The organism is Gracilibacillus dipsosauri, assembly GCF_003176895.1.
Lineage (GTDB): Bacteria > Bacillota > Bacilli > Bacillales > Amphibacillaceae > Gracilibacillus > Gracilibacillus dipsosauri.
The window spans coordinates 63,719-82,762 of record NZ_QGTD01000019.1 but is presented as its reverse complement, the minus strand read 5'-3'; the positions used below and the strand labels follow the sequence as shown (position 1 = coordinate 82,762).

14 protein-coding genes and 1 riboswitch are annotated in these 19,044 nt (G+C 37.0%); of the genes, 10 read left to right on the top strand and 4 right to left on the bottom strand.

The features are described from left to right. Window positions 1-43 precede the first annotated feature (43 nt). Window positions 44-1,759: a PLP-dependent aspartate aminotransferase family protein gene (locus tag DLJ74_RS17665; RefSeq protein ID WP_109985457.1), complete on the bottom strand. Its 1,716-nt coding sequence runs from the start codon at window positions 1,757-1,759 to the stop codon at window positions 44-46. 84 nt (window positions 1,760-1,843) lie between these two features. Beyond that, a riboswitch (SAM riboswitch) is annotated at window positions 1,844-1,955 on the bottom strand. Window positions 1,956-2,132: 177 nt separating this feature from the next. Between DLJ74_RS17665 and DLJ74_RS17660 the strand changes: the two genes are divergently transcribed. The 4 genes from DLJ74_RS17660 to DLJ74_RS17645 all read left to right on the top strand — a co-directional run bounded on the left by DLJ74_RS17660 (window position 2,133) and on the right by DLJ74_RS17645 (window position 7,346). Further along, a complete protein-coding gene (locus DLJ74_RS17660) occupies window positions 2,133-2,600 on the top strand; it encodes an Hsp20/alpha crystallin family protein (protein WP_109985456.1) in 468 nt (155 codons plus the stop codon). An 81-nt stretch (window positions 2,601-2,681) separates the two neighbouring features. Beyond that, window positions 2,682-4,124, top strand: a complete 1,443-nt coding sequence (gene cls / locus DLJ74_RS17655) for a cardiolipin synthase (protein WP_109985455.1) — start codon at window positions 2,682-2,684, stop codon at window positions 4,122-4,124. A gap of 94 nt (window positions 4,125-4,218) precedes the next feature. Then, window positions 4,219-6,102 (top strand): ABC-F family ATP-binding cassette domain-containing protein, encoded by a 1,884-nt coding sequence (locus tag DLJ74_RS17650; protein WP_109985454.1) that lies wholly within the window; start codon window positions 4,219-4,221, stop codon window positions 6,100-6,102. A gap of 2 nt (window positions 6,103-6,104) precedes the next feature. Then, complete coding sequence (locus DLJ74_RS17645; protein WP_109985453.1) at window positions 6,105-7,346, top strand: aminopeptidase; 1,242 nt, start codon at window positions 6,105-6,107, stop codon at window positions 7,344-7,346. Window positions 7,347-7,572: 226 nt separating this feature from the next. Here DLJ74_RS17645 and recQ read toward each other — a convergent pair whose 3' ends face one another. Beyond that, window positions 7,573-9,669 carry a DNA helicase RecQ gene (gene recQ, locus DLJ74_RS17640; protein ID WP_109985452.1) on the bottom strand — a complete coding sequence of 699 codons (2,097 nt, stop codon included), beginning with the start codon at window positions 9,667-9,669 and terminating at the stop codon, window positions 7,573-7,575. Between the two features lie 186 nt (window positions 9,670-9,855). Between recQ and DLJ74_RS17635 the strand changes: the two genes are divergently transcribed. Then, entirely contained in the window at window positions 9,856-11,727 is a 1,872-nt protein-coding gene (locus DLJ74_RS17635) for a cation:proton antiporter (protein WP_109985451.1), read from the top strand. Between the two features lie 84 nt (window positions 11,728-11,811). Here DLJ74_RS17635 and DLJ74_RS20530 read toward each other — a convergent pair whose 3' ends face one another. Continuing rightward, a complete protein-coding gene (locus DLJ74_RS20530; RefSeq protein ID WP_181397654.1) occupies window positions 11,812-11,982 on the bottom strand; it encodes an SE1832 family protein in 171 nt (56 codons plus the stop codon). Between the two features lie 444 nt (window positions 11,983-12,426). Between DLJ74_RS20530 and DLJ74_RS17630 the strand changes: the two genes are divergently transcribed. The 3 genes from DLJ74_RS17630 (at window position 12,427) to dctP (ending at window position 15,397) form a co-directional block, all read left to right on the top strand. Continuing rightward, window positions 12,427-12,987: a TRAP transporter small permease gene (locus DLJ74_RS17630; protein ID WP_245902380.1), complete on the top strand. Its 561-nt coding sequence runs from the start codon at window positions 12,427-12,429 to the stop codon at window positions 12,985-12,987. Between the two features lie 27 nt (window positions 12,988-13,014). Further along, complete coding sequence (locus DLJ74_RS17625; RefSeq protein ID WP_109985450.1) at window positions 13,015-14,286, top strand: TRAP transporter large permease; 1,272 nt, start codon at window positions 13,015-13,017, stop codon at window positions 14,284-14,286. Window positions 14,287-14,365: 79 nt separating this feature from the next. Then, entirely contained in the window at window positions 14,366-15,397 is a 1,032-nt protein-coding gene (dctP, locus tag DLJ74_RS17620) for a TRAP transporter substrate-binding protein DctP (protein ID WP_109985505.1), read from the top strand. A 54-nt stretch (window positions 15,398-15,451) separates the two neighbouring features. Here the strand turns inward: dctP and DLJ74_RS17615 are convergent, their stop codons facing one another. Then, window positions 15,452-16,534 (bottom strand): AI-2E family transporter, encoded by a 1,083-nt coding sequence (locus DLJ74_RS17615; RefSeq protein WP_054861252.1) that lies wholly within the window; start codon window positions 16,532-16,534, stop codon window positions 15,452-15,454. Between the two features lie 134 nt (window positions 16,535-16,668). On the opposite strand from DLJ74_RS17615, the gene DLJ74_RS17610 reads away from it, so the two are divergent. Both DLJ74_RS17610 and DLJ74_RS17605 read left to right on the top strand, forming a co-directional pair. After that, entirely contained in the window at window positions 16,669-18,393 is a 1,725-nt protein-coding gene (locus tag DLJ74_RS17610; RefSeq protein WP_109985449.1) for a phospho-sugar mutase, read from the top strand. 149 nt (window positions 18,394-18,542) lie between these two features. Then, window positions 18,543-18,989, top strand: coding sequence for an OsmC family protein (locus DLJ74_RS17605; protein ID WP_054861251.1), 447 nt, complete (start codon window positions 18,543-18,545; stop codon window positions 18,987-18,989). Window positions 18,990-19,044 lie beyond the last annotated feature (55 nt).

The window sequence follows — 19,044 nt, the reverse complement described above, 5'->3', positions numbered from 1 at the left end:
ATCTTGGGGAGATAAATAAACGATAATTAGGGAGAATCACGAATTATTCTCCACGGCGCAAGCGGTCTGCTTCACTAAATGGGCAACGATTTTCGACAATGATCGTTCCATTTGCTTGTGCCTTATTTACAACCTTTTCATTAGCTGCATCTCTAAACCAAATAATTTTTGCTTGGTCAGAGACTTCTTCTACTTTACTTTCATCTGCTACAAAAGCAATATCAATTTCTTCCTCAATATCGGAAAGTTTATTCACAGTTTTTAATCCATACAGAGAATCGTCTGTATTACTTACAGGAATGACTTGGTAACCTAATTTTTTCAGGTTGGTTATCGTTTGTTCTTTGTCTTGATCATAACCAAGTATTGCGATGGTTTTCGGTCTGATGCCACCATCTTCTCTAGCGAATGGTGAGGATAATGCCCATGTAATGGCCTTATCCGCATCTACCTGGATGGTAGGCTCTGAATTTGTTGCCTTAGCAATAGCTTGGTCTAAATCGTTAATAATATCTTCAGCTGTCTCAATACCAACAGATAAGCGTACTAATTCTTCAGTAACACCAGAAGCTTTTAATTCTTCTGCATTTAATTGCTGGTGAGTGGTAGAAGCAGGGTGAATAATGAGTGACTTCGCATCCCCTACATTTGCTACATGTGACCATAGTGTAATGTTATCAATTAAGTTGCGACCAGCTTCACGGCCACCTTTAATACCAAAGACGATAATAGAACCAAAATGGTTGCGTAAATATTTCTTCGCAAGTTCATGGGATGGATGATTACGAAGACCTGGATAAGCTACCCAATCGACTTGTGGGTGATTTTCTAAGTATTCTGCAACAGCTTTCGTATTTTCACTGTGACGAGCAATGCGTAAATGCAATGTTTCTAAACCTTGTAAGAAATAAAAGGCATTTTGTGGACTTAAGCATGCACCAATGTCACGAAGTAATTGTACACGTAATTTAATGGCAAAGGCAGGTGCGCCAATATCAATACCGAAGCGAATTCCATGATAGGTTTCATCAGGTTCTACAAATCCAGGGAACTTATCACTGTTCCAGTTAAAGCGACCACCATCAACGACAATACCACCAATTGTAGTACCATGGCCTCCGATCCATTTTGTAGCAGAATGGACAACAATATCTGCTCCCCATGTAAGAGGTTTACAAACAAATGGTGTAGCAAAAGTATTATCGATAATTAAAGGAATACCATTTTCATGGGCAATATCTGATACTGCCTCAATATCTAAGATGTTGAGGCTTGGGTTGGTTATGACCTCACCAAAGATTGCTTTCGTTTTAGAAGTAATAGCATTTCGAAAGTTTTCAGGATCCGTTCCATCAACAAATTTTACGTTTATACCATACTTCGGTAATGTCTTATTAAATAAATTATAAGTACCACCATATAGGTTGCTGTCCGCAATAATTTCGTCTCCTGAATTTGCAAGGTTGAGAATGGCAAGTGTAATAGCTGCCATACCTGATGCTGTGGCAACCGCTGCCACACCATCCTCTAATTGAGCAATGCGTTGTTCAAAAGCATCTATTGTAGGGTTCATAATTCTGGAATAAATATTTCCAGGCTCCGCCAGAGCAAATAAATTTTGAGCATGCTCTGTATCATTAAAAACGTAAGAAGTAGTTTGATAGATTGGTACGGTTCTTGAATTAGTTGTTGGATCTACTTGCTGTCCTGCGTGCAATAGTGCCGTTTCCGTTCCTGTTACATTAAATGAATGTGTCATGAAATTTCCCTCCAGAAAGATTATTTTTTTAAAATAAAAAACCTCTTCTTAAGCTAAGAAGAGGTTCGTGTCCTGATCATCCTCCTCTTATCTATCAGGTCCATACCTGTAGGAATTAGCACCTTTTCAAATGGATGTTCCATTGACGGTTGCCGGGCTTCAACGGGCCTAGTCCCTCTGCCACTCTTGATAAGAGTTTCTGTATGTAATTAATTGTTTTCTATTATATCGGATAAAAATTTTGTCGTCAATAAAAATAAAATGAATTTTCTGAATAACGAGGGTTCCTGCTTCCCTTTGTTCTAACGATAGCCCATTACTTTCGAAAATTAGACGCATACACTATAAAAAGAATGGGAAAAGGAGGATAAGTATGGAAAATCGCAATCAACCGAATCATAGTGTATCTCGTTTTGGAGAACATTTTATTAAGAAGCTCGATGCCTTTTTATACGATAAACCAGCGAACAATGTGATGAAATCGATTGATCAATTTTTTGAACAGGCGAGAGGTCCAGAGAGAATTCCGGTAGATGTCTTGGAAACAGATGAAGAGTGGCTTGTGAAGGTTGAATTACCTGGAATTAAAAAAGAACAAATACAAATTAACTTTTTAGGGAATCAACTAACTATTGATATTTCTCACAAGCATGAAACCGAACAGGTAGATCAAACGTATCATTATTATCACAAAGAACGTAAAGAGTTTCGAAATCGTAGAACCGTCACACTACCATATGTAGTGGATAAAAGGACCGCGAAAGCATCCTTTTCGGAGGGGGTATTAAAGATTTGGGGACCAAAGCTAGAAGCTGATCAAAATAAGATGACCATTGATTAAGCTAATAGTCACTGTGCTATTAGCTTTTCTATAAATGTGCTATATTAAAGAAGGGTTAGCTAATGAGAGAGGAGGGGCCACATGGGTATTGTACAACTTATAATTAGCTTTATTTTAATTTTTAATATTATATTATCACTTACTATTGTTTTTTTAGAGAGGAAAAATGCAACCTCAACCTGGGCATGGGTAATGGTCTTAACCTTTATTCCAATTGCAGGCTTTATTTTATATCTTATATTTGGAAGAAAATTAAGCAATAAAACTATATTCACTTGGGACACCAAAAGTAAATTAGGGGTAAAAACAGCTGTTCAACAACAGTTGAGGGAGATTGAGAATAAAGAGTTCCGAGTCAATGATCCACGCATGCACCAGTATGAAGATCTCTTTTATTTACACTTAAGAAATGATGACGCCATATTTTCCCAAGACAATGATGTTACGGTATTTACAGATGGGAATCGCAAATTTAATTCTTTAATAGAGGATATTGAGAAGGCAGAAAATCATATTCATTTGCTTTATTACATTATGCGCTCCGATCAACTAGGAAGGCGGTTAGCAGATGTATTAATGAAAAAGGCAAAGGAAGGAATCGAAGTAAGGGTCCTATATGATGATATGGGATCGAGGAAATTTAGTAGAAGGCTAATCCGTGAGATGCGCAGAGCGGGAGCGGAAGTAGAAGGGTTCTTTCCTCCTCTTATTCCAAAGCTGAATTTTAAAATAAACCACCGCAACCACCGCAAACTGGTGATCATTGATGGAAAAATTGGTTATATCGGTGGCTTCAATATTGGTGATGAATATCTTGGGGTTGATAAACGATTTGGCTATTGGCGAGATACGCATTTACGTATTATCGGTAGTGCGGTGAAGCATATGCAAACACGTTTTATTTTGGATTGGAACCAAGCATCTCGGCACGACATCGAGTATGATGATAAGTATTATGCGGCCAAATCTGCTGGCAAAGTTGGGATGCAAATTGTATCAAGTGGACCTGATTCTGATTGGGAACAGATTAAGCATGGCTACATTAAAATGATCATGTCTGCGAAGGATTATGTTTTTATTCAAACACCATATTTTATTCCAGATGAGAGCTTGTTAGATGCGCTTAGAATTGCTTCATTATCAGGGGTAGATGTCCGGATTATGATACCGAATAAGCCAGACCACCCTTTTGTATACTGGGCAACCTATTCCTATATTGGAGAGTTACTCGAAGCAGGGGCAACTGTTTATATTTATCAAAAAGGGTTCCTCCATGCTAAAATGATTGTAGTAGATAGCAAAATTGCCTCCGTTGGGACTGCAAATATTGATGTAAGAAGCTTCCGATTAAATTTTGAAGTAAATGCCTTTTTGTACAACGAAACACTTGCGGAAATGCTAGTAGATGAGTTTGAAAAGGATATGGAGCATGTATCCCAGTTAACCTATGCATTATATAAGAAAAGGACGAAATGGATTCGTTTCAAGGAATCCATCGCACGACTTATTTCACCGATTTTATAGATATACATAGTTAAGCTGGAACGATTCATTTAGTTGGTAGGCGATAAAGAACTTGACAATAGTCAGGTTCTTTTCAGTAGAAAGGGTGACAAAAGTGCGTGGTTTAAAGGTGGAAGGCTTAACCAAGACATATGGAGAAAAGGTTTTATTTGATCATATATCTTTTTCGGTTGCGGAAAGGGATCGAATTGGGTTGATCGGGGTAAATGGTACAGGAAAATCAACCTTGTTAAAAGTGTTGGCAGGTAGCGATACCGCAGAGGCTGGTATGCTTGACCACCCGAATGATTATCAAGTCGAATATCTAGATCAAGATCCAGATTTGGATAAAGATTTAACCGTGCTTGATCAAATATACTACGGTCATTCTCCAATGATGGAGACATTACGAAATTATGAAAAAACAGTCCTTGCATTAGAGGGTAATCCGGAAAGTGAAGTTCTGCAGCAAAAGCTTCTAAAACAACAAGAAAAGATGGATGTAGCGGAAGCTTGGGATGCGATGACAGTTGCTAAAACGGTATTATCGAAATTAGGTATTTCCTCATTAAATCAAAAAACAGCAGAGCTTTCTGGAGGACAAAAGAAAAGAGTAGCCATTGCAAAAGCGCTTATTCAACCAGCAGACCTGCTTATACTAGATGAGCCTACTAACCACCTAGATAATGATACGATCGAGTGGTTGGAGGAATATCTACCCCAATATCAAGGTGCTGTCCTAATCGTCACACATGATCGGTATTTCCTTAATAGAATTACCAATCGAATATTTGAACTAGATAGAGGTAAGTTATATGTTTATCAAGGTAATTATGAGCTTTTTCTAGAGCAAAAGGCACGAAGAGAAGAAGAGGAGCATCAAGCTGAACAAAAGCATCAAAATCACTTAAAAAAGGAAATTGCATGGCTAAGAAGTGGAGTAAAAGCACGAACAACGAAGCAAAAGGCAAGAATCGATCGTGTGGAAAAGATGAAAGAAAGAACCTTCGAGACCGATAAATCGGAGCTTCAATTCCAAATAGGTTCCAAAAGATTAGGAAAAAAGGTAATCGAAGCAAAAGATTTAGCCAAAAGCTATGGAGATAAGCTTTTATTTCATCACTTCAACCTATTATTGAAGCAGGGAGATCGGATTGGTATTGTCGGCCCAAATGGAAGTGGTAAAACAACCTTATTAAATATATTGGCAGGAAAAACAGAACCAGATTACGGCAGTATAGAATTAGGTGAAACAGTGAAGGTCGGATACTATACTCAGGATCACCCTCCATTGGATGAGAATACGAAGGTCATTGATTTAGTTCGAAAGGTGGCAGCGGTCGTACATACCATTAGTGGGGATGTCATAACAGCAGAACAAATGTTAGAGCGATTTTTGTTTCCTCGATCACAGCAATGGACATTGGTCCAGAAGCTTTCAGGTGGAGAGAGGAGAAGACTTTATTTATTAACGATTTTAATGCAAGAACCGAATGTTCTTTTCTTAGATGAGCCTACTAATGACTTAGACACAGAAACTCTTGCTGTATTGGAGGACTACTTAGAGCTATTCCCTGGTGTTATGCTAACGGTGTCGCATGATCGCTATTTCCTGGACAAAACGATAGATCAAGTCATTGCCTTCACAGGAGATAAAGAATTAACTCATTTTTATGGGAATTATTCCGAATTTCGCGAAAGGTTTGATTCAGAGAAACAAGAGGTAAAAAAGGAAAAAGTAGATAAAAAACCAACTAGGCGAAGAAGAAAAAAATTATCCTACCACGATCAAAAGGAATGGGATACGATTGAAGAGGATATAACTAAGCTAGAGGAAGAGTTGAATGCAATGGAACTAGAAATTGCCGAAGCTGGTAGTGATATTGAAAAGATCCAACCATTATTTGATAAGCAGAAAGAGCTAGAAGTTCTGCTTGAGCAAAAAATGGAGCGTTGGGAAGAGCTTTCCATATTAGTAGAACAATTAGAGGAGGAATAAAAATGGCAGACAAAAACATGTTAGAAAAGTACGCAGAGCTTGCATTAAAGACAGGAGTTAATTTGCAGAGAAATCAGGCACTTGTTATTAATTCATCTATTGAAGGGGCAGATTTTACTAGAATAGTGGCAAGAAAAGCTTATGAGCATGGAGCAAAAAATGTGCACATTAATTGGACGGACGATGAGTTAACATTATTGAAATTTAAGCATGCTTCAGAAGAAGTATTAACCGATATTCCTAGGTGGCAGGTAGAAAAGCATTTAACCTTTGCTAAGGATGGTGCTGCACTTCTCGCCATACGTTCTACCAATCCTGATTTATTAAAGGATATTGACCCAGCGAAAGTTGCCAAAGCGAATAAAGCAAGTGCAGAAGCAATGAAGGAATTTCGTGGTTATACGATGAATGATCGGATTCCATGGTCTATCATTTCCATTCCAACAGGGGACTGGGCGCAAAAGATTTACCCAGACAAGTCAAAAGAGGAAGCAATAGAAAGCTTATGGGAAGAGATTTTTAAAATTGTCCGTGTAGATCAAGACGATCCAGTAGCAGCATGGGAAAAACATAATCAATTATTACACGAAGCGAGGGCCTACTTAAACAAAAAAAATTATCGTGCATTAGTATTTAAATCAGAAGGTACAGATATTCGATTTGAGCTACCTCAAGGTCATATTTGGAAAGGTGGAGCAGCTGAAACAACGGAAGGTATTGCCTTTAATCCAAACATGCCAACGGAGGAGGTATTTACAGTTCCTCATAAGTATGGAGTAAATGGTAAAGTAACGGCGACGAAACCGCTGGTGTATGGTGGAAACAGGATTGAGGGATTTAGTCTAACCTTTGAAAAAGGAAAAGTAGTTGGTTTTGAGGCAGAGCAAGGCTATGATACGTTAAAGCATCTACTTGAAACGGATGAAGGGGCATCTCGTTTAGGGGAGTTAGCACTTGTCCCTCATGCTTCGCCAATCTCACAATCTGGCTTAATTTTCTATAACACATTGTTTGACGAAAATGCATCTTGCCATATTGCACTAGGTAAAGCCTATCCGACGAATCTAAAGGGTGGTTCAAAAATGAGCGATCAGGAATTAGATGAACATGGTGTGAATGACAGTCTAACACATGTTGACTTTATGATAGGATCTGCGGATTTAGATATTGATGGGGAAACGTACGAAGGGAAACTAGAACCAGTATTCCGTCAAGGCGCATGGGCGCTCGATTTTAATGAATAATTAGGAATGGGAAAGAGTAGTAAATAAGGAGAAATCCGAACATTCAAATTTGTGTATTGTGACCGCTTTGTTATTGTTTCCTATACAATGAGCCGCGGTCTGCTAACTTTACATAGGGAATACTATGCAAGGCAAGCTTTTTCCACGGAAGACTGTTTATTTGAACTATACTCAGTCAAGATGATTGTTCGGATCCTTATTCCCGCTATTTCATTATATCCCAGTCTTACAGCTTACCATTTTTAATAAGTGCGGCACGAATCTCCTCATAAGTATATTCTTCAGGTAATGCCTCCTTTAATTCCGACAAGCGTGGCTCCTCTCTTTTTTTGTATATAGCCAATATTTTTTGTTCATTATCAGGAGAGACAAAGATGGACCAATCCAATTCCTTCCCTTTTTTACCTGCTTCCATTAAATGCTTGACAACTGTTTCCTTCGCAATCTCTCTTTCATTAGCAATTTCCTCAATCTTCATCTTCTTTTCAGTGAACAGCTGATAGCTTATGAAGAAGCTAGGAGTTTTTTCTAAAGGATTGCCTCTATTTTTTGAAGAATAGTCGGTGATTACTTGTAAAAACATTTCTCCAAATTGGTCATATTTTTTCTCCCCTACTCCATGGATCGCAAGTAATGCCTGTTTTGATTGAGGGATTTTTTCACTCATTTCGGTTAACGATTTATCACTAAACACGACATATGGTGGCACTCCTAAGTCATCTGCCAATTGTTTCCGAAGCTTGCGCAGCTCATTAAATAATTGTTCATCATAGAATCGAGTCTCACGCTTTTCTACCTTTGTTACTTGAATAAATACAGATTCTTCTCCTTTAAGTACCTTTAAAGCACGTTTTCCTAATTTTAATAGAGGATAGCGCCCCTCTTCTGCTATAAGATAATTTTCCGCGACTAAAAAATGAATGAACTCTATTAAATCTCTTTCCTTATCCTTGCTTAGCAAGCCATAAGTAGACAGATGGTCAAAACCGAATTGTTTTACCTTCTTGTCATTCGAGCCTTTTAATACTTTGGCAGTCATACTAGCACCGAAACGTTCTCCCATTCGTTTTACGCAGGAAAGAACCATTTGTGCCTCCTTCGTGCGATCTACCTTTTCTCTATCATCTAAACAATTTGTACATTTCCCACAGTCCTCGATTTGGTTGGGATCCTTAAAATAATCTAACACAAAACGCTGTAAACATTGATCAGTATGGCAATAATTGATCATTGCTTGAAGCTTTCCATATTCCTTTTTCTTTTTATCCTCTACCATATCAGATTGCTCTATCAAATATTTCTGTGTTTGGATGTCTTGACCAGAAAAGAGTAAAATACAATCACTTGGAGCGCCATCTCGTCCTGCACGCCCAGCCTCCTGATAATAGCTCTCCAAATTTTTCGGTAAGGCGTAATGAATGACATAACGTACATTAGATTTATCAATCCCCATTCCGAATGCATTGGTTGCCACCATTATCGTTGAATCATCTTGAATAAAAGCATTTTGTGCTTGTTTTCTGGCAATTTCACTCATTCCAGCATGATACTTACTAACTTGGAAGCCTTTTTCCTTTAAGAACAAATAAAGCTGGTCTACCTGTTTTCTTGTGATTGCATAGATAATACCAGATTCATCCTTATGTAGTTTTGCAAAATCTTCTATATAAGTGGAACGAGCCTGCCCCTTTACAATTTGAAACGTCAAATTATTACGACCAAATCCTGTGTTCACAACATGCTGGTTGGGAACATTTAACAGCTGCTCTAAATCGTGAATTACTTCTTTGGTAGCGGTAGCCGTCAATCCGACTAAAAGCGGAAGATCCTTTAACTGCTTGACTTGATCGACTACTGTACGATAGCTTGGTCTAAAATCATGCCCCCATTGGGAGATACAATGAGCTTCATCAAAGGCAATTAATGAAAGAGAGATTTGATTCAAAGAATGGATAAATGCATCAGAATCAAATCTTTCAGGTGCTACGTATACGAATTTATACTTACCTTGTCGTAATGCTTCCATTCTGTCTTGGTATTCCTCTTGATTTAATGAACTATTGATATAGGTTGCTTGTATACCTAGTGCAGATAATGCGTCCACTTGATCCTTCATAAGTGAAATAAGTGGGGAGATAACTAAAGCAGTACCGTCAAATAAAAGTCCTGGTATTTGATAGCAAATCGACTTTCCGCCACCAGTTGGCATAATTGCAATGGAATTTTTCCCTTCGATTACTTGCTTAATAATTGTAGCTTGGCCTGTTCGGAAGGATTCATAGCCAAAATAAGATTTTAATAATTTTGTTGCGTTCTCTAGCATAAAATACAACTTCCCTTATTGAAAAATATTTTTCTTTCTATCATAACATTATTATTGCATCTAAAGAAAAAAACAGATAATCTATATAAACGAAATAAAATGTTAAACTATTTTGTCTCCTTGAGTGGAGAAAATGAAGATAAGGAAGTACCTCATCAATCGCATTTATGAAAAGAGGAATTAATTATGATAGATTCTTTATTATTAGTATTTATGATTATCGCCATCTTAGGGGTGGGCTCTCAGTGGATAGCTTGGAAATTCCAGCTTCCAGCTATTGTAGTTATGTCTATTGCTGGACTATTAGCAGGCCCTTTTTTAGGTTTAATTAATCCAGAGCAACAATTTGGAGATTTGTATCGTCCGTTAATTTCTATAGCAGTTGCCATTATTTTGTTCGAAGGTAGTCTTAATTTGAATTTTAAGGAATTGCGTGGATTAGGTAAACCAGTTTTTCGAATAGTAACATGGGGCGCCTTTATTGCATGGATTCTTGGGTCATCTACAGCGCATTTTGTTGCAGGCCTGTCTTGGCCAGTGTCGTTAGTAATAGGTGGGATCTTTATTGTTACTGGACCAACAGTTATCTTACCTCTTTTAAGGCAATCGAAATTAAAGCCAACACCTGCAAGGATACTAAAATGGGAAGGAATTGTAGTAGATCCATTTGGTGCATTACTCGCTGTCTTCGCATTTGAATTTATCCTATTTTTAATGTCTGATGGCCGAGACATCACCTCCTTGTTAATGTTCCTTTTAGCCTCTTTATTTGCGGTAGTTCTAGGATATTTGTTTGGGAAAACGGTTGGTTGGATGTTTGAGTCTGGGTATATTCCAGAATTTCTTAAATCGCCTGCAGTATTCGGAGCAGTGATCGCCTGTTTTACGATTGCTGATGAAGTAAAGCACGAGACGGGGTTACTTGCTGTAACAGCAATGGGTATTACCCTTGCCAATATTGGTATTTCCTCTATTAGAGATATGAGGCATTTTAAAGAAAATATCTCTATATTATTAGTATCTACTGTATTTATTTTATTAACATCTTCTTTAACGATGGATACTTTAAAGGATGTCTTTCGTTTAGAAATTATAGGGTATGTTCTATTGATGCTTTTCGTTGTAAGGCCATTATCCATCTTTTTGTCTACTATTGGATCCGGACTCTCTATTCAGGAAAAAACATTAGTTGGTTGGATAGCTCCAAGAGGAATTGTGGCTTTAACCGTTGCAAGTTATTTCGCATCCGTGTTGGAGGATGAAGGATTTCCTGGCGCTTCTGTTGTATTACCATTAACCTTTGCATTAGTTTTTTCAACGGTTTGTGTTCATGGGTTTTCGATAGGTTGGCTTGCGGAGAAGCTAGACCTTTCTTCTAAAGGCAACCCTGGTGCAATAATCGTTGGGTCGAATCGTCTATCTGTCGCAATAGCAAAAGTCATGGAGGAGTTAAAGATCCCTGTCTTAGTAGTCGATTCATCATGGGATCGTTTGTATACAGCAAGAAGGGCGGGAGTTAATCACACTCATGAAGAAATCTTATCCGAACAAACGGAGTATATGATTGATTTCACTCCATATGATTATTTGATTAGTGCAACAGAATATGATTCTTACAATGCATTGGTTTGTTCTACTTTTATTCCGGAATTTGGACGAAAAAATGTTTATCGATTACCAAGACAAAACCATAGTGGGGATCAGTTGGATGATCTTGATCATACCATTGGTGGGGCAGAATTATTTAGACCAGCGGAAGGTGTCGAAACATTAAAATTCAAATTAGAAAGTGGTTATGTTTTACGAAAAACTACGATCACTGATCAATACAATTTTGATGATTATTTGGTTGATCGTGACAGGGAAACAGTATTACTCTTCGTGTTAAAACAATCGAAACAAATTGCTTTCTTCAGAGAGGATGCAGAAATTAATGTCTCACCTGGTGATACCGTTGTGAGCTTAACACCTCCAAGCAAAGAATTCTTTAAAATCAAAGAGAAATTAGTGGAGAAACGAGAAGAACAAACAGGAGAAAAACCAAAGGATAATAATTGAGATAAAACCCAGACCTTATCGATAAAATGGAGAGAAGGTCTGGGTTGTTTTATTGATCCATCTGCACACGCGACTGCAGAGTCCTTATTTTAGTTGTTTTCTTAACTCTGCTATTTCATTTTCTAGCCTAGCTAATTCTTTTTCGTTGAATTCTGTCTTTCCTTTTACATAGACTAGCTTTTCTAAATCTGCTGAAAGTCTAACATAGTCTGATTTTAATTCGGTAATTTTATCTTCTATCTCTTGGCGATTCATCTTTAACACCTCAATTATCATTTTCCTTTACCAACAGTTTATAGCAACACCTAAGTATCTGCAAATCTCGATTATCTGTAAATATTTTTATGTAGATGAAATAAAACACGTTTATCTTTAGTAATTAAGACTTTTATGAGTAAGCTATCTGCGGGATATAATTAAATAGGGTTATTTTTCTTTTATATAATCAGCCTAATATTTACATATAATACAAATTTATTAAACTACAACCTTTTTTAGAGTATTTAAGATTATTTTGGAGTATCTGCCATTATAAATACATGATTTCCGTACAAATTTTTATCACAAGTAAATTCGTCGTTTAATTCTTCATAATGGGGGTATAGTAAATTTGTGATTGCTGAAACAATTCTGTAACATTATTAGAAACTGTCTGAGTCTGTATGGATATTGGATTGTTTTTAAGGAGGAGAGAAGAGTTTGAAGTTTCTTGACAAGCTGGATAAATCCATTTTAAAGATAGAGGAATTTATTTTAAGTGCTTCCATTATTGTCATAGCATTAATGGTTTGTGCAAATGTTATTAGTCGCCAGTTTTTTGGACCAAGTATTTTATTTCATGCAGAAGTAGCAAAATTTGCTGTTGTAGTGTCCACGTTTATGGGGATTAGCTATGCTGCACGAAAAGGTAGACATATCAGCATGTCAGCAATCTATGATGTAGTACCTTGGCGTTTACGCAAAGCAATGTCTATCATCATTCCTTTATTCACTTCCATTATTTTATTCGCACTTGCTTATATTTCAATTGATTACGTAACGGGAGTATATGAAAGAGGTACAACTACTACAAACCTCGGAATTCCACTCTATATCATGTACTTGTTTATTCCTTTAGGATTTATTATGGGAGGCATTCAGTATTTGCGAAATCTCATTATGAATATTGTGAAAAAAGAAGTTTACATTGGGACAGATGCTTTGGATTATAATGATGTAAAGCCAGAGGATCGTGATATGGAAGACGAAATCCATGTTTAAAGATAATAGCGAAGAGAGGAAACGGTTATGCTAACAATTTTATTATCAATTATGATCATCCTTTTATTGCTCAATTTTCCAATGATGATCCCATTAATTGTAGCACCGTTTGTTATTGTTTTACTAGGCTATACAAAGTTTGATATCGATCCTTCAATAATGGTAGGTCAACTAGTGACTGGGATTGAATCCTATCAGCTTTTATGTGTGCCATTATTCATATTTGCCGCAGATATTATGACGGCAGGTAAAACATCCAAACGATTGTTAGATTTTATCGGTGCTTTTATTGGGCATATAAGAGGAGGATATGCTGTTACGACAGCTGCAGCTTGTTCCTTATTTGGTGCTATTTCAGGCTCTACACAAGCTACTGTTGTTGCCATTGGGAAGCCAATGCGTGAAAGGTTATTAAAAGTTGGCTACAAGGATTCCAGTGCGATTGCATTAATTATTAATGCAAGTGATGTGGCTTTATTGATTCCACCAAGCATTGGATTAATTATGTATGGACTAGTTGCAGGTGTATCCATTGGAGAATTATTTATTGCTGGTATTATCCCAGGACTTATCGTCTTTTTAGCCTTTACTATTTATAGTGTAATTTATGCAAGGGTAAAAAATATCCCACTTACAGATAAAGCGACATGGAAACAGAGATGGTTTGCTTTTAGAAAAGCACTTCTACCTCTTGGTTTTCCTATCTTAGTTATTGGTGGTATTTATGTAGGATGGTTTTCCGCAACAGAGGCGGCAGGGATTTCTGTATTGTATGCTTTGATTTTAGAAGTAGTCATCTTTCGTTCTGTTCATATTAAACAAATACCCAAAATCGCTTTATCAACAGGTCTCGTTACTTCAGCTGTATTCGTCTTAGTTGCTGGTGGTCAAGTATTTACATATCTAGTGAACTTAGAACGAATTCCACAGCTATTGTCAGAGGCTGTTTTAGGTACAGATCCAAGTTCCACTTATGTATTGTTAATTGTTACATTATTCTTTTTTATCGGTTGTATGTTTGTGGATCCGATTGTGGTCATTCTAGTTTTAACACCTATTTTTCTACCTATTGCTGAGCAAGTAGGAATAGATCCGATACATTTGGGAATCATTATTACATTCCAAGCAGCATTAGGTTCAGCAACGCCACCATTTGGTGTTGATATTTTCACAGCGAGTGCGGTGTTTAATAAACCATATATGGAAGTAATAAAAGGAACACCTCCATATATCATTATCATGGTGCTTATTGCCATTCTACTAATATTTTTTCCACAGCTATCTCTTGCCATGCTGTAGGAGTAGCTGCAATATAAAAAAACTATAGGGGGTTTTTACCATTATTAACAAGAAGAAATTTTCGTTTTTGGCTGTTGTCATGTCAGCATTAGTATTGTTATTAGCAGCGTGTGGTGGTGATTCAGGTTCTGAAGGGGAAGGCGATTCTGCTGGAGGAAGCAGTGATGAATGGTTATTTATCACAGAAGAAACTGGAGAACAGGTTCAAATGCAATATGCAAACGAATTTAAGAAACGTATTGAAGAGAAGTCAGGTGGCGAAATCACAGTTACCACATATGAATTTGGTGGCCTAGGAAGTGAAACAGACCAAGTAGAACAATTACAAAATGGAGCAGTCCAGCTTGCTGTAACATCTCCAGGTTTCATCGGAAATACGGTGAAAGAAAGTCAAATCTTCGGATTACATTTCTTGTTCCCTGATGATGTAGCAAAAACACAACAAATCCTAGAAGAAAGTGAAGCAATCAATACCGACCTTGTTAAACAATATGAAGCAATTGGCTTAGAGCCGTTAGCCTTCTGGACTGAAGGTGGTATGCAATGGACAAGTAACAAGCCGGTTGATTCACCAGATGATTTTGAAAATTTCAAAATGAGAATTCAAGGAACAGAGCTACAATCAGAGTCTTGGGAAGCATATGGTGCAACTCCACAAACGATGAGCTGGGGTGACCTTTATACAGGACTTGAAAATGGTACAGTAGATGGTCAGGATAACCCAATCTTCTTTATTGCAGATGCATCCTTCCATGAAGTGCAAGACTATATGACACTTTCTAATCATAATAACTATGTTGCTACAACGACAGTTAATCAAGAATGGTATGATGGATTAAGTGATCAACACAAAACATGGGTAGATGAAACAGTAGAAGAATTACAGGATTGGATTTTCGAAGAACAAAAGCGTCAAAATGAAGAGTTTCTAGAAGAAATCAAGGAGGAAGCGGAAGTAGTTGAATTGACGGATGAACAACGTGCAGAGTTTAGAGAATTAGCTAAGCCAGTTCGTGATTTCTATCGTGAAAATGTTTCTACCGTTGATGGAGCTATCCTTGACAAGCTTGAAAAAGAAATTGCTGAAATTACAGGAGAGCCTGTGGAATAAGCCTATACAAAAAAGAGTCTTGGCATAGTCCAGGACTCTTTTTTTGTACGTAAGTTAAAGTAAATTGGGATCTGTCTCTGATTGTTTTTTTTTCCATTCCAAATAAAAATGAGAAATAATAGTTTTCACCACTGCATAAGCGGGAATAATGAATAGTAATCCTAGAAAACCACCAATTCCGCCTGCTGCTAGGATTAAGGTAATGACAGTGAGTGGGTGGAGGGATAATGCTCGTCCCATCACATTTGGTGAAATAAAATTACTTTCTATTTGCTGAGCCACCACCATCACTACTGTTGCCCAAACGGCTAGCATAGGCTCCTGAAAGAAACCAACGATAATTGCAGGTATTGCGGACAGAAAGGGGCCTAAAAATGGAATGAAGTTCATTACTAAACCAAATAATGCTAAAGACAAGGAGTAGTCTAAATCAATAATGATATAACCAATGTAAAGCATGAATCCGACACATACACTTACAATAAATTGACCTTGAATAAAGGATGCGAGTGTATGGTTAATATTATTTGCTAACTGTTGAAAGCTTTTCGCCTTTTTTGGACTTAAAAATTGTTTTACAAATGGTACAAAGCGATGACCATCCTTCAGCATAAAGAATAGGAAGAATGGAATTAAGAAAAAGGAAAAAACAAAGTTAAATACTTGGCCAATCACACTGAACAGACCTGCCGTAATTTTTTCTGCATAGGTACCCAAATTATCCGTAATATTTTGAATCGCATTTTCAAACTGTGGTGGAATAATATTTTGATTGTTTTGCCACATATCGATTAAATCTTGTGCACTATCTACCATCTTAGGTATACCGTCAACAAAATTAGTAAATTGCTTCTGTACAACAGGTGCAATAAATTGAATGACGACCGTAATGAATAGGACAATAAGCAGAAATACAATAAATGTGCCAATAACTCTAGGTATCTTCTTTTTTTCTAGCCAATTAACGATAGGATTCGTAATATAAAAGATCATTCCAGCGCCGATAATTGGAACAGCTATAGCAGTAAAATAAGCGCCAACAGGCTGAAAAATAAACCTTGTTAAATAAACTAAATAAATTAACGTAAAAATTAAAATGGTCGTAATAAGCATTCGTATACTCTTTTTTTCAAACAACAATGTTCACAACCTTTTCCATTTCATAGATATTTACATTCTACCATATTCATTGGATTTTAGTAGGTGGAAAAGTATGATTATGCTAATATATTAAGTGAGATAAAACATTTACATAATAAGGGGGATTTCTAATGTCTTGGAAGGAAAAATGGCAAAAGTGGAAATCATATGCAACATTAGATAAGCATTTACTGGAGAGGTTAATTAATATCGCAGAGGATGAACGAGAGCTTGAAGACTCTTTTTATAAAGACTTAACCTTTGGGACTGGTGGAATGCGAGGAATTCTAGGTCCTGGAACAAATCGAATGAATGTATATACAGTACGTAAAGCAGTGGAAGGCTTATCCCTTTATTTAGAGGAAAATGTAGTAGATGCCAAAGGCAAGGGCGTAGCTATTGCTTATGATTCTCGTTATATGTCACAAGCATTTGCAATCGAAGCGGCACGTGTTTTAGGTGCACATGGTATTCGCGCCTATGTGTTTGAATCATTAAGACCGACCCCACTCCTTTCCTTTGCTGTCCGTCATTTAAAAGCAGCTGCTGGGATCATGATAACGGCGAGTCACAACCCACCTGAGTATAATGGTTTTAAAGTTTACAATGAGGATGGTGGCCAAGTCCCGCTTAAAGAAGCAGCAGCAATTATTGAGAAAGTAAATCAAGTCCAAGACGAATTAAAAGTAAATGCAGAGGACCAGAAGAAATTAGAAGAAAATGGACTACTTCAATGGGTAGGCGAGGAAGTGGATACTGCTTATCTTGCCCAATTAAAAACTATTCAAAAACAGGAAAATAGTGAAAATAATCTGACGATCGTCTTTACACCACTTCATGGAACTGCTTATAATCTTGTGATGAAAGGGTTAGATCAGATCGGTTTTACGAATGTCCATGTTGTAGAAGAGCAAGCAAAGCCTGACCCAGAGTTTTCCACTGTCTCCTCACCGAACCCAGAAGAACATCAAGCATTTGAAATGGCGATAGACCTTGGTAAAAAGGTTAATGCCGATATTTTAATTGGTACAGATCCTGATGCAGATAGGCTAGGAATTGCAGTGAAGGATGGAAATGGTTCGTATCAAGTATTATCAGGCAACCAGCTTGGAACATTATTATTAGATTACACTCTTTCCCATACAGATGAAATAGAACGAGAAAATGGAAAACTAGTGAAAACCATTGTCACAACAGAAATGGGGAAAGCTGTTGCTACACATTATGGTGTTGATACTATAGATACCCTAACAGGATTTAAATTTATTGGGGAAAAAATAAAACAATTCGAATCTACGAATGATAAATTTTTGTTCGGTTACGAGGAAAGCTACGGCTATCTAATTGGAGACTTTGTACGAGATAAAGATGCAGTCCAGGCAGCAGTAGCAGCTAGTAAATTAGCAAACTATTGGAAGAAACAGGATAAGACTTTGTTAGAAGCTTTAGATATATTATATAAAGAACACGGTTTTTATTTAGAAGGCATGAAATCTCTTACGCTAAAAGGAAAAGATGGAGCAGAGCAAATTGCGAAAATCATGCAGGACATTCGTAACCATCCATTTGAAACATTAGGAGGATTACGCGTTGTCGCCATTGAAGACTATGAAACTAGTCTGCGTACTGTTCCTGCAGATAACTCTTCAGAGGAAATCGCACTTCCGAAAGAAAATGTCATGAAATTCATCTTAGAAAATGATGTTTGGGTTTGCTTCAGACCCTCGGGAACAGAACCAAAAATAAAAAGCTATTTTGGTGTAAAAACAACAAGTAAAGAAAGTAGTCAAACATTGCTAGACCATATCCAAGCAGAGGTCGAACAAAGAATGGATCAAATATTGAAGGATAAATAAATGCTAGAAGAACCCTTTATCACAGTGATAAGGGGTTTCTTTCCGTTCCATTCAAACAAATAGTTTTTCAAAGTGATTCATTTTTTCTACACTATAAACATGGAACACGTAGAAAGAAAAAAAGATATAGGTAAGAAAGGATGAGAAAAGTGGCAATTCATGAATTTACATTAGAAGCAACATGGCCAGGTGGAAGGAATGAAGTTGGAGAAATTAAGGCAGGTAATCTAAAAACAGAAATTTCAATTCCACCTGAAATGGATGGCCCTGGAATAGGAACAAACCCAGACGAAATGCTGTTAGGAGCTGCCGCGACTTGTTATTTAATTACAGTTGCAGCAATGATTGAACGGGCACAATTACCATTAAAGCATATTTCTCTTAGTTCAGTCGGAGAAGTAGATGTCACAAATGGTGTTTTTACATATATTAAAATAACACATAAGCCTGTCGTAAAACTACAAGAGAATGCCACAGAAAAGCAATTCAATCAATTGGAAAAAATAATTTATCAGGCTGAATCATCTTGTATGATATCACGAGCAATAAAGGGAAATGTAGAAATAGCATTAGAAGAAAAGCTATCAATAGGATAGCTTTTCAGCGAAGAATTATTTTAAAGAAGCAGAACCATTGACAAATGAGTCAAAG